This window comes from Sphingomonas sp., from assembly GCF_048595155.1.
Lineage (GTDB): Bacteria > Pseudomonadota > Alphaproteobacteria > Sphingomonadales > Sphingomonadaceae > Sphingomonas_I.
This window is the reverse complement of sequence record NZ_JBMDXN010000020.1, coordinates 1-12,433: the sequence shown is the minus strand read 5'-3', so window position 1 is coordinate 12,433 and position 12,433 is coordinate 1. Positions and strand designations below refer to the sequence as shown.

At 64.7% G+C, this 12,433-nt stretch carries 9 protein-coding genes; 3 read left to right on the top strand and 6 right to left on the bottom strand.

What is annotated here, in order from left to right; all coding sequences use genetic code 11:
• Nucleotides 1-228 precede the first annotated feature (228 nt).
• The 3 genes from ACOJSI_RS04050 to ACOJSI_RS04040 are packed head-to-tail and all read left to right on the top strand — an operon-like array spanning nt 229 to nt 6,350.
• On the top strand, nt 229-2,790 hold the full coding sequence (locus ACOJSI_RS04050; RefSeq protein WP_420136981.1) for a TonB-dependent receptor domain-containing protein: 2,562 nt from the start codon (nt 229-231) through the stop codon (nt 2,788-2,790).
• Between the two features lie 57 nt (nt 2,791-2,847).
• Nucleotides 2,848-4,881 (top strand): hypothetical protein, encoded by a 2,034-nt coding sequence (locus tag ACOJSI_RS04045; RefSeq protein ID WP_420136980.1) that lies wholly within the window; start codon nt 2,848-2,850, stop codon nt 4,879-4,881.
• Nucleotides 4,878-6,350 (top strand): tryptophan halogenase family protein, encoded by a 1,473-nt coding sequence (locus ACOJSI_RS04040; RefSeq protein WP_420136979.1) that lies wholly within the window; start codon nt 4,878-4,880, stop codon nt 6,348-6,350. The genes ACOJSI_RS04045 and ACOJSI_RS04040 overlap by 4 nt, the downstream gene beginning before the upstream one ends.
• Nucleotides 6,351-6,359: 9 nt before the next feature.
• On the opposite strand, the gene ACOJSI_RS04035 is transcribed toward ACOJSI_RS04040, so the two are convergent.
• From ACOJSI_RS04035 to ACOJSI_RS04010, 6 genes are all read right to left on the bottom strand, one after another.
• The gene (locus ACOJSI_RS04035; RefSeq protein WP_420136978.1) at nt 6,360-7,421 is read right to left on the bottom strand and encodes an SDR family oxidoreductase; all 1,062 of its coding nucleotides are present in this window, start codon (nt 7,419-7,421) and stop codon (nt 6,360-6,362) included.
• 165 nt (nt 7,422-7,586) lie between these two features.
• Nucleotides 7,587-8,108 (bottom strand): single-stranded DNA-binding protein, encoded by a 522-nt coding sequence (ssb, locus tag ACOJSI_RS04030; protein ID WP_420136977.1) that lies wholly within the window; start codon nt 8,106-8,108, stop codon nt 7,587-7,589.
• Between the two features lie 37 nt (nt 8,109-8,145).
• On the bottom strand, nt 8,146-10,005 hold the full coding sequence (feoB, locus tag ACOJSI_RS04025; protein WP_420136976.1) for a ferrous iron transporter B: 1,860 nt from the start codon (nt 10,003-10,005) through the stop codon (nt 8,146-8,148).
• 55 nt (nt 10,006-10,060) lie between these two features.
• The gene (locus tag ACOJSI_RS04020; protein WP_420136975.1) at nt 10,061-10,294 is read right to left on the bottom strand and encodes a FeoA family protein; all 234 of its coding nucleotides are present in this window, start codon (nt 10,292-10,294) and stop codon (nt 10,061-10,063) included.
• Between the two features lie 254 nt (nt 10,295-10,548).
• Nucleotides 10,549-12,063 (bottom strand): CoA-acylating methylmalonate-semialdehyde dehydrogenase, encoded by a 1,515-nt coding sequence (locus ACOJSI_RS04015; RefSeq protein WP_420136974.1) that lies wholly within the window; start codon nt 12,061-12,063, stop codon nt 10,549-10,551.
• Nucleotides 12,064-12,147: 84 nt separating this feature from the next.
• A partial coding sequence (locus ACOJSI_RS04010) for an RNase H family protein (RefSeq protein WP_420136973.1) occupies nt 12,148-12,433 on the bottom strand: 286 nt, incomplete at its 5' end.

Here is a 12,433-nt window from a genome sequence, read left to right as displayed (position 1 = left end):
TGTTGGTAGCAGCGCCCCCCGCAGTCGCAAGCGCTCAGCCTAGAGGTGTCTGAAAATTGTCCTTGAAAAGCATTTCATAGAATTTTAGCGGTGGCGGAATCGCAGCGTCGTTGGCCGCTATGGGATGAATGAGTCCCGGCGGCGATGACCCGGCGTGAAGGTGAAGGAACCGGTTTCGTGCACGCGCGGCGATCGGATCATCGAGAACAAAGTTCAGGAGAGGCCGTCGTGACCACATTGCCGAAATTCATGCTGTTGGCCGGAAGCGCAATGCTCATCTGCGCGCCGGCTTATGCGCAACAGGCGGCAGCCGAAGCTGCGCCGGCGGCGGCCGCACCGGTTGATCCCGCGGCCGCACCGGCTGGAGCGGACGGTTCCGCGCTGGAAGAGATCGTCGTCACCGGCAACACGTCCGGCAAGCGCACCCTCTTCAACTCGTCCTCGAACGTCACGCTCGCCAGCAGCGCTGACCTGCAGCGCAAGGCGCCGCGTTCGGTTGCAGAGACGTTGGAACTGGTGCCCGGCATCTATGTCGAGGGCACGGCGGGTCCGGCATCGAACAATTATTCCGTACGCGGCCTGCGCGGCGGTGCGCAGACCTTCATCCAGATCGAGCAGGATGGCATGCCGATCCTGTACGGCGGCGGCGGCGCGGACTTTTATTTCCAGCAGGATATTTCGGTCGATCGCATGGAAGCCGTCGAGGGCGGTACGTCCGGTATCCTCTCGCCCAACGGCGCGGGCGCGACGATCAACTTCATCTCGCAAAAGCCCAGTTTCGATAAGCTGGTCGTCGCGGCGCGGGTCCAGGGCACGACCTATAACGATTATCGCGGCGACGCTTATGTCTCGGCGCCGCTGACCGATCGCCTCGCCTTCAACCTGAGCGGCTATTATTGGTCGCAAAAGGGCCAGCGCAAATCGCCGTTCCGCTACAACAGCTATCAGATCAAGGGCGCGCTGGAGCAGAAGCTCGGCGACGACGGCTTCATCCGCGTGAGCTACCAGCGCCGCGATGAGAAGGATCCCTATTATGCGGACATGCCGTTCGCGGTCAGCTCCAGCGGCAAGATCAGCAGTGTTCCCGGCCTCAACCTCAAGCGTGACAATGTGCTGGGCGAAGGGTTCGAGCGGATCGACGTGCCGGTTTCGTCTTTCACCGGCAGGACGCTCCGCACCTTCCGTGGCGATCGCGGGATCCACACGACGTCCAACACCTATCGCGTCGATATCGAGAAGCCGGTGACCGAAGGGCTGACCCTGTTTGGCCGCGCCCGCTATCTCGACGGTAAGTATGATTTCAACGGCATTTTCCCGGGCAGCGGCTCCGGCACGGCAGGCTTGGCGTCTGCCGCAACCTATCTGAACGAAGCCACGTCCCCGGTTAAAGACACGCTCGCGCTGGGACGCAGCACTTTCGCTGGAACCACCCAATTCGGTCTGCGCGACACGCTGACGGGGCAGGTGATCCCGGGCTCTGACACGGCGACGCTCAATGGCCTGAACGGCAACGGCCTCCTCCAGCAGACGGTGCTCAACCACCAGACGCTCGCCACCAAGGATTTCGGCAGCGATGTCGGCTTCCGCTGGGATGCGCATGGCGGCGATCTCGACAATTCGCTGACCGTCGGCGCGATGTTCTACAATGTGCGCCGCAAGAATGATCAGTCGGCGGTCGCCACGCTGATTAACGGCGTGTCGAACAATTCGCATATCTACGATCTGGTTGCCCTGAATGGTTCTGGCACCGTACTCGGCCAGCTGACCAATAATGGCATGCTTAGCTATGGAAATTGGGGGCAGGGCCTCTTCAACGATCGCGTCAACAGCTACTCGACCTACTTCAATGACGAGTTGAAGATCGGCGACAAGCTGCACATCGACTTTGGCGTCCGGCACGAGTGGCAGGATGTGTCGGTCAACATCGGCAACACTGCTCCAGTCAATCAGGGCGTGCCTGCGGGAACGCCAGGGTTGGCCCGGGATGTGGGCAGTACCTTCGACGGCACATATACGCATCTTGAGAGCAGCTACGAGGATACCGCCTACACGGCCGGCATCAATTATGAGCTGACGCGTAACGTATCGCTCTATGTACGCGGCGCACGTGGTTTCCAGACTAACGGAGGCGACACCGGGGGCACGCACGCGCCGACCGATCTCACGCTGTATGAAGGCGGCGTGCGGTTCCAGACGCGCGGTATCTCGGCGTCGGTGGTAGGCTTCCGTACCATCTTCAAGAACCAGTCTTACCAGTTCATCAATCCGGCCAATCCGGCGGTGCAAGGCAATGCGCTGGCCAACAACAAGACCAACGGTGTCCAGGTCGACGCGACCTTCAAGCCGGTCAGCTTCTTCAGCCTGGACGTGACCGGCGTCTACCAGGATCCGAAGCTCAACAATCTGCGCTTCGATGGCGTCGCCCAGCCTGGCTTTGAGGGCAATACCCCGGAACGTACTCCGAAGAAGCTGCTGACCGTCACGCCGTCGTTCGTGCTGCCCAATGGTCTGGGCGAAGTGTATGGACGGTGGAAATATATCGGGAAGGTCTTTGCCGATTCCGGCAATGGCATCGCGCTGCCCAGCTATAACGTCTTCTCGATCGGCGCGAACGTGAACGTTACGCCGCAGATCGCGGTCGGCATCAGCGTCGATAACCTGACGAACGCCAAGGGCTTTACCGAAGGCAACCCCCGCCAGGGCCAGACCCAGCAGATTGTCGATGGCTTCTTTTATGGTCGCGCGATCGCCGGCCGCAACGCCTTGGCCACGGTCACGTTCAGGATGTGAGCCCCGCACGGCGGCCCGGTGCTTATGCCTGGCCGCCGGTTGATCTAAAGGAGGGGTATGACGGTGCGCCACATTCTTGCGGGCGTGGGGCTGCTTGCCCTTGCGATCCCGGCCTTAGCCGCCAGCGGGGGGATGCGTACGCCTGCCCATCGCGAAGGTCTCAACCTCAACAGCTTCGTGCAGCAGGGGCCGGTGGCCGCGCATGTCGTGTTGCGGTCGGGCAATAACCCGCGGCTGATCGTCGCCTTCCCGGCGGGGAATAGCGGGGTCGGCCTGTGGTTCGCGCATCTGCCGCAAGGCGCTGAATGGGCGATGCCGGTTGCTCCGTCGCCGGTTTCGACCGTGGACGGGCAGGGGCGCGCGTTGCACGGTGTGCGGTTCAGCGCCACGATCCGGGCGCGGCGGCTGGATGTGAAGCAGGCCGTGCTGTCGAGTGTGCGCGTGCTGCGCGATTATCAGGGCCTCGGCACGGTTCCGGCGGAGGTGCTGACCAAGGTTCGGGTGCAGGGCAACCAGCTGGATTGGGCGCGCGACCGGCTGGATGGCGCGCTGGGCTATCGGCTCACGGTGACGGTCCAGCGCGGCACCCTGAAGGGCAGCCATATCGTGGCCGGGAGCGACGGTAAAATCGCCTTGGGTGTAACCGCGCTCACCGGCGAGACACCTCTCACCCCCTATCGGCAGGCCGACCTGCTGACGCGTGGGGCAGCTGCGGACCCTGGCGCGCGTACTGCGCTCAATTTCCTGAGCTACCACGAAAAGCTGATGGCGGGATCGTGGCGGTTCAACACCTATTTCGGGCGCGACACCTTGATGTCGGTGCGGTTGCTGATGCCGGCGCTGCAGCCACAGGCGGTGGAAACCGGGCTACGTTCGGTGCTGGTACGCCTCTCCCCTGACGGCAATGTGGCGCATGAGGAGGATATTGGCGAGTTCGCGATCCTCGATCATCTGAAGGCTGGCGAGGGCAAGAGCGCCGCTCCGGTCTATAACTACAACATGATCGACAGCCCGTTCCTGCTTGCGCCGGTCGCCAGCGCGTGGATGCTCGACGATGCCCGCGGGCGCGCCCGTGCTGGCCAGTTCCTGGCCCAGCAGGTCGACGGCACGACCATGGGCGACGCGCTGATGCGCAACATCCGTTTCGTCGCGCAGGCGGCAGCGGCGTTCGGCGCCGATCCCCGCTGGAACAATCTCATTGCGCTGAAGCCAGGCATGGACGCGGGCGAATGGCGCGATAGCAACCAGGGCTTGGGCGGCGGCCGCTACCCTTACGACGTCAATGCCATCCTGGTGCCCGCGGCGCTGGACGCGGCTGATGCCATGGCGCGTGCGGGGCTGCTCAAGCCCTATATGCAGGCCGACGACGCGGCGCTGATGGCGGATCTTCGGCGCACCGCGGCCGTATGGCGCGCCAACGCGCCCGCGCTCTTCCTCCAGTCCGTCGATGCGCCCGACGCGCGGGCGGCGATCACCCGTTACGCCGCCAAGATGGGGGTCCCGGCCGCGCCGGCCGTGGCTGCGGCCGGCAGCGCGCCGACGCGATATCACGCCATCGCCTTGGATGCCGGAGGCAAGCCGGTGCCGATCGTTAATTCGGATGAGGGCTTCGCCCTGCTGTTCGCACATCCCGATGTGCGGCAGCTGGATATTGCCGCCGACACGATCGAGCGGCCTTTCCCCGCGGGGCTGATGACCGGCGCGGGTATGCTCGTCGCCAATCCCGTCTTCGCCGATGCCGCCCAGCAGGGACGGTTCGGCCCCGATGCCTATCACGGCACCGTGATCTGGTCGTGGCACCAGGCGCTCGCCGCGGCCGGCCTGGCCCGGCAGCTCGAGCGGCGGGATCTGCCGGCGGAGACGTGCCGCCGGCTGCTGTCCGCACGGGATGCCTTGTGGCGGGGTATCGAGGCGACGCGCGCGGTGCAGAGCTCCGAACTCTGGTCGTGGCGCTATACCGACGGCGGCTATCGCGTGATGGCATTTGGGGCTGGGGCGGGCGACGCCGACGAATCCAATGCGGCGCAGCTCTGGAGCACGGTCTTCCTTGCGCTGAAACGTCCCGTGCCAGGGGCGCCGGCCTGCCGATGAGCGCTCCGCCGGTTCGCAGGGTCGTCATCCTCGGCGGGGGCACCGCCGGATGGATGACCGCTGCCGCCTTGTCGAAGGCGCTCGCGGGCATGGATGTGGCAATCGATCTGGTGGAATCCGACGCGATCGGCACGATCGGCGTCGGCGAAGCGACGATCCCGACCATCCACTGGTTCAACCAGCTGGTTGGGATCGACGAAGCCGAATTCATGGCCGCCACCAGGGCGACCTATAAACTGGGGATCGAATTCCAGGGCTGGCAGGGCAACGGTAGCGCCTATTTTCATCCCTTCGGCACCTATGGCGGGCCGGGTGATGCCACCATGTTCCCACATCGCCTGATCCGCGCCTGGAAGAGCGGACTGGAGGAGTCCCCGGAGGCCTATTCCCTCACGTCCCAACTGGCCCGTGCCCGGCGGTTCACCCGCCCGGTGGGCGACCCGCGATCGCTGCTGTCGACGCTGGGCTATGCCTATCATTTCGATGCGGGGCTCTACGCCGCCTTCTTGCGGGGGCAGGCCGAAGCACGCGGGGTTCGGCGCCACGAAGGCCGGGTCACCGCGATCGCGCAGGACGGCGAATGCGGCTTCGTGCGCAGCCTGACCACCGACAAGGGCGTCACGCTGGCGGGCGACCTGTTCATCGACTGCTCCGGCCTGCGCGGGCTGCTGATCGCCGAGAAAATGGAGGCGGAATTCGAATCCTGGGCTGATTGGCTGCCGTGCGATGGCGCCTGGGCCGCTCCGACCGCCGCCGAAACAGCCCCGCCACCCTTCACCCGCGCTTACGCGCAGGAGGCGGGCTGGCGTTGGCGGATTCCGCTGCAGCATCGGGTGGGTAACGGCTATGTCTTCTCCAGCCGCTTCCAGTCGCCTGAAGCGGCACGCGAAACCTTGCTCGGCGCCATCGGGACGCCCAGCGCCGAGCCCCGGCTGATCCGCTTCACGCCCGGCCGGCGTCGACGCGCGTGGGTGGGGAATGTCGTGGCAATCGGCCTGTCGTCCGGTTTTCTGGAGCCGCTGGAATCGACCAGTATCCACTTGATCCAGACCGGTATCGGCAAGCTGCTCTCGCTCTTCCCGCGCGCCGATTGTTCGCCCCAGCTTGCCGAACAATATGATCGTGTCTTCACCCGTGAGATGGAGGATGTTCGCGACTTCCTGGTCCTCCATTACCATTTCACGCACGGCCGGGAGGAGCCGCTGTGGCGGCACTGCCAGGCCACCCCATTGCCCGACACATTGGCCTACAAGGTCGAACAATTCCGCGCCTCTGGGCGGATCATGCTCGGTCCGGAGGATCTGTTTCGCGACGCCAGCTGGTTTGCGGTGATGAGCGGGCAGGGCATTACCGCCGACGATTATAATCCGATGCTCGATGCGATGCCGGATGCAGCCAACCGCCAGCATCTGGAAGCGGTGCGTAACGCCATTGCGCAATCGGTGGCACAGATCCCGAAACTGCCCTGATCGGCCGTCTTATGGGATCAGCCGATCAGCCCGCAGCTGCGTGAACAAGTCGAAGAAGGCTTCGTCGGTGGCCTGATAGCGCAGGAAGCCGAGCTGCCGGCTTTTGGACATGTCGGTCACGACCTCGATCGGCCGGCCCAGATCGGCATCGGTGTGCCAGGGCGAGGCAAGTCGCGACAGATTCGCTTCGGCCAGGCCCTCGCGCTCGGCAATTTGCCGCCACAAAGGCGCATCGCCCGCCATTTGCTGTTCCAGCGGACGGACCGTTCCGTCGAAGCTGGCGGCGGTAACCCCAAACCAGTCGGCGATCCGTCCCCACATCCAGCTCCAGCGAAAAACGTCGCCGTTGACGATGTTGAACGCTTCATTGGCGGCTTCCGGCGTAGTTGCCGCCCACAGCAACTGGTGTGCAAGCTGCCGCGCGTCGGTCATGTCGGTAAGGCCGTTCCACTGCGCGGCGGAACCTGGGAAGGTGAAGCGCCGGCCTGTTTCACGGCACAGCGTGGCGTAAGCCGCCAAGGTTGTGCCCATGTTCATGGCATTGCCCACTGCCTTGCCGATCACGGTGTGCGGGCGATGGACGCTCCAGTTGAAGCCATCGCGCTGGGCGGCGGCGAAAACTTCATCCTCCTGCGCATAATAGAAATTGTCGACGTCGAGGCGGCCCTGTTCTTCGCGGAACGGCGTCTGCGGGAGGGTGCCTTTGCCATAGGCCTCGAACGGCCCGAGATAATGTTTAAGCCCCGTTACCAGCGCGACATGGCGCGGACCGATGGGGGCAGGCAGCGCGTCAAGCAGGTGGCGTACCATGGCCGAGTTGACCCGGATATTTTCGGCCTCGCTGTCCTGTCGCAGCCACGTCGTGATAAACACGGCGTCGGGGTGCACATCGCGGAGCGCGTCTGCGGTCGCCGCCCGGTCCTGCAAGTCGGCGGCAATCGGTAGCACGTCCTGCTGCGCGGTGGGGCGGCGTGCCAGCCCATAGACGGTCCAGCCATGCTCCACGAGAAGCGTCGCGGTGGCGCTCCCGACGATACCACTTGCGCCAACCACCAAAGCCGTTTTGGCCATTTACCAGATCCTGATGCTGTCGCGACGCGTCAGGGTGGCGGGCCGCCTGCTAACAAGAACTCGGCGGAAGGACGGTTCCCACCATTGCGGGAAAAGCAGGGATATGTCCGATACTTAGTGGATCAGGCGCGACGGATCGACGAAACGCCGCGCCCATGCCCCCGATCAGAACGGAACGTCGTCGTCCAGATCGCTGTCGAACGCCGCGGGGCGGCCGCCGGACGATCCACCGCCACGCGAGCCTCCGCCGCTGCTGCCGCTGCCGGCATAACTTGAGTTGAAGTCGTTGCCGCCGTCGTCGTCCCAGCCGCCGCTACGGCCGCCACCTTCACCTTCACGACGGTCGAGCAGCACCAGGGTCGCGTTGAAACCCTGCAGCACGATCTCCGTCGAATAACGGTCGGCGCCGGATTGGTCCTGCCACTTGCGCGTCTGCAGCGCGCCCTCAAGATAGACTTTGCTGCCCTTGCGCAGGTAGCGCTCGGCGACGTTGGCGAGGCCTTCGCTGAAAACCTTGACCGTATGCCACTCGGTCTTCTCCTTGCGCTCGCCGCTGTTGCGATCCTTCCAGCTTTCGGACGTGGCGATGCGCAGTTCGACGACCTTGCCGCCATTCTGGAAGCTGCGCGATTCCGGATCCCGGCCAAGGTTGCCGACGAGGATCACTTTGTTGACGCTGCCGGCCATTCTACTTCTCTCCGCTCATAAGTGCTGAGCGCGGCTATTAGAGCCCCAGAGCGGTTGCGGTCCAGAACGTAATGCCGGCCGCACACCAGGCGAGGACGAACAGATAGGCCAGCGTGAAGGACGGCCAGAGCCAGCCATTGGTCTCGCGCCGGATCACCGCGATCGTCGACAGGCATTGTGGCGCGAACACGAACCAGGCGAGGAAAGCCAGCGCCGTCGGCAGCGACCAGGCCCCGCGCAGCCGCTGCGCCAGCCGTTTCTGGCCCTGCTTTTCGTCATCGGCGCCATCGATCGAGTAAATCGTCTGCAAGGCCGATACCGCAACTTCGCGCGCCGCCATCGACGGGATGATCGCCAGCGACATGGCGTGGTTGAAGCCGATCGGCCGCATGATCGGCTCCAGTCCCGAGGCGATCCGGCCGGCGATCGAATATTCGCTCTGCTTGATGCCGCTGCCTTCCGGCGCTTGCGGGTAGGAGGTCAACAGCCACAGGCCTGCGGTCACTGCCAGGATGACCGTGCCGGCGCGGCGCAGGAAGATAAGGGCGCGCTGCCACAGCCCAATCGCGACGTCGCGCCAGACCGGCATCTGATATTTGGGAAGCTCCATCATGAAGCCGCCATTGCCGCTCTTGCTGATCGTGCGCTTCAGCACCGCGGCAACCACCATCGCGCCGACAATGCCCGTAATATACAGGCAGAACAGGACGAGGCCCTGCAGGCCGATACCGGGCCCTACGCTGCGCGCCGGGATGAACGCGCCGATGATGACGGCATAGACGGGTAGCCGCGCCGAACAGGTCATCAGCGGCGCGATCAGGATCGTGGTCAGACGGTCGCGCGGATCGTCGATCGATCGCGTCGCCATGATGCCCGGAATGGCACAGGCGAAAGATGATAGAAGCGGGATGAAAGCCCGGCCCGACAGGCCGACGCCCGCCATGATCCGATCCATCAGGAAGGCCGCGCGCACCATGTAGCCGGAGGCTTCGAGGATCAGGATGAAGGTGAACAGGATCAGGATCGGCGGCAGGAATGCGACGACGGCGCCAACGCCGTTGATCACGCCTTCGACCAGCAAGGAGCGGATGAAGCCGTCCGGCAACGTCGCGACCGCCGTGTCGGCCAGCCAGGCCTGGCCGGAGGCGAGCCACTCGACTGGCGTCTGGCTCCACGAGAAAACCGCCTGGAACATCACGAACATCAGTCCGGCGAGCAGGATCGGTCCGATCACCGGATGCAGCGCGATCCGATCGAGCCGCTCCGTCCATCCGCCGTCGCTGCGCCGCTGCACCGTCACCGCACCGGCAATGCGGCGCGCCTCCCGCTGCAGGGTGGGCATGTCGCCGCTGCGTTCGGCCGCGAAGGCGGGCTTGCCGCCGCCGCCGACGGCGCGCCCCAGCGCGTCGCGCAGATCGTCGAGACCGCGCTTGCGCACGGCTACGGTCGGGACCACCGGCACGCCGAGCTCCGCCGACAAGCGGGCGATATCGATCTCCAGACCGTCGCGTTCGGCCATGTCCACCATGTTGAGGGCAATCACGGTCGGCAGGCCCAAGGCCACCAGCTGGAGAACGAACCGCAGATGATTATCGAGATTGGTGGCGTCGACCACGATCACCAGCGCCGACGGGGTCCGCTCGCCCGCTTGCCGGCCGAACAGGACGTCGCGCGTCACCTGTTCATCCGGACTTTGCGGATCGAGGCTGTAGGTGCCCGGCAGGTCGACCAGCTCCAGCGGGCGGCCGTCGTCAAGCGACATCCGTCCGACCTTCCGCTCGACCGTCACGCCCGGATAATTGCCGACCTTCTGGCGCGCACCGGTGAGCGCGTTGAACAGCGCCGACTTCCCCGCATTGGGATTGCCGACCAGCGCGACCATGGGGGAGGGGTTCACGACGCTACCTTACCTGACGCGGGCGATCCGAAAGTGGCGATCAGCCGTCTTCCGTTCATGCCGGTTCGACAATGACGGACGCCGCGACCGTCCGTCGCAACGCCACGATCATGCGGCCGACGCGGCAGGCGAGCGGCCCCTGCATGGCGCCGCGATGAAGCGCCTCGATCGGCACACCATCATCGAAGCCGAGCTCGCGCAGGCGTCGCGCTTCGCGCGGTCCGAGCCCGTCCCAATCGATGGTCGCAATGCGCGAGGCGGTACGCAGGGGAAGCTGATCCAGACGCACGATAGAGCCTTCAGATGTTCGTGCGACTTATTAGCAATAAGCGTCGCGCGACACCATCCCCCATGTCCGCCTCTGTTTGTAACCAAATTTTCACGAAACTTTGCGCTATGGTGAGCCGTTAGCATCTCAGTACGAGTAGCGTAGCGCACCACGCGGTGTCGGCCGATCCGCTTTGCTGGATCTCCGTGCGATCACCGGCGTGGTGCTAATTCTCCCATCGTCACCTTAGCCATTGTGCGACGCACGACACGGGCTCACCCCATCGTGGGGATGACGAAGGCATCGTGTGTCCGCCCGCCTTCGGCAACGGACGCGGACCCATCCGGCCAACGCTGTGTGACCGTCTTAACCTTGGTCCAGAAGCGCACCCCTTCCATGCCGTGCTGATTTGTATCGCCGAAGGCACTGCGCTTCCAGCCGCCGAATGTATGGTAAGCGACCGGCACCGGGATGGGTACGTTGATGCCGACCATGCCGACATTGACGCGGGCGGCGAATTCGCGCGCGGCATGGCCGTTACGCGTGAAGATCGCGACGCCATTGCCATATTGATGGCTGCTGGGCAGGCGTACGGCCTCATCGAAATCGGCGGCGCGGACGATCTGTAACACCGGCCCGAAAATCTCCTCCTTATAGGCCTGCATTTCGGGCGTGACCCGATCGAACAGCGACGGGCCGATGAAGAAACCTTGCTCATGCCCCTGCAGCGCGAAGCCCCGCCCATCGATGACCAGTTCCGCGCCCTCGTCGACGCCCGCCTGGATCCAGTTTTCCACCCGCCCGCGATGCGCTGCGGTGACCACCGGGCCATAATGCGCCTCCTGATCGGTCGAGACGCCGACACGCAAGGCTTCGATCGCAGGGATGAGCTTGGCGCGCAAAGCATCTGCCGTCTTCTCGCCGACGGGCACGACGACGGGCAGGGCCATGCAGCGTTCGCCCGCAGATCCGAAGGCCGCGCCGGCGAGGTCGGCGACGACCTGGTCCAGATCCGCGTCTGGCATCACGATGCCATGGTTCTTGGCGCCGCCCATTGCCTGCACGCGCTTCCCGGCCTCGACGCCGCGGCGATAGACATAATGGGCGATGTCGGACGATCCGACGAAACTTACTGCCGCAATGGCGGGATGATCCAGGATCGCATCGACCATCTCCTTGTCGCCATGGACGACCTGAAGAATGCCTTCCGGCAGCCCGGCCTCGCGCATCAACTCGGCCAGGCGGACCGGCACGCTCGGGTCGCGCTCGCTCGGCTTGAGGATGAAGGCATTGCCGCTCGCGATGGCGACACCGCTCATCCAGAGCGGGATCATGGCGGGGAAGTTGAACGGCGTGATGCCGGCGCCGATGCCGAGTGGTTGCCGCATCGAATAGACGTCGATGCCCGGTCCCGCGCCCTGGGTATATTCGCCCTTAAGCACGTGCGGTATGCCGCAGCAGAATTCGATGACCTCCAGGCCGCGCTGGATGTCGCCTTTGGCATCGGCGATCACCTTGCCATGTTCGGACGAGAGCAGGTGAGCCAGCTCCTCCATATGGGCTTCGACCAACGCCTTGAAATTGAACATGATACGGGCGCGGCGTTGTGGATTGGTAGCGGCCCACGCGGGCTGTGCGGCCTGGGCAGCGGCAACGGCAGCATCCAGGTCCTTCTGCGTGCCCAACCGAACCCGGGCCTGCACCGCGCCAGTATTGGGATCGAACACATCGCCTTCACGGCCGGCGCCCCCGCCGGCGTGGCCGGTGATGAAATGATCGATCACACGCATCTTATCTCTCCTCAACGCGGCGCTTCTCGGCCTTTGTCAAAGCCTTGCCAAGGCACGCCATGATCCGATCGACACGGCTGGTCGTTATCGGCGACCCGCGCGCAGTGCCGCCTCGCTCGCCAATTGGTCGGCTCGCTCGTTTTCGGGGTGGCCGGCATGTCCTTTGACCCATTGCCATTTGATCTTGTGCGGCGCCGCCGCAGCTATCAGGTCCTGCCAAAGGTCGGCATTCTTCACGGGCTGTTTGGAGGCGGTGCGCCAGCCATTGCGCTGCCAGCCCGCCAGCCATTTGGTCAGCCCGTCCATGACATAGCGGCTGTCGGTGGACAGCACGACCTGACAGGGGCGCTTCAGGGCCTGCAACCCCCGG

Bases quoted from the DNA above. Each gene is read 5' to 3' on its own strand.
- ACOJSI_RS04045 (WP_420136980.1), top strand. From the start codon at position 2,848: ATGACGGTGCGCCACATTCTTGCGGGCGTGGGGCTGCTTGCCCTTGCG.
- ACOJSI_RS04040 (WP_420136979.1), top strand. From the start codon at position 4,878: ATGAGCGCTCCGCCGGTTCGCAGGGTCGTCATCCTCGGCGGGGGCACC.
- ACOJSI_RS04035 (WP_420136978.1), bottom strand. From the start codon at position 7,421: ATGGCCAAAACGGCTTTGGTGGTTGGCGCAAGTGGTATCGTCGGGAGC.
- ssb (WP_420136977.1), bottom strand. From the start codon at position 8,108: ATGGCCGGCAGCGTCAACAAAGTGATCCTCGTCGGCAACCTTGGCCGG.
- ACOJSI_RS04015 (WP_420136974.1), bottom strand. From the start codon at position 12,063: ATGCGTGTGATCGATCATTTCATCACCGGCCACGCCGGCGGGGGCGCC.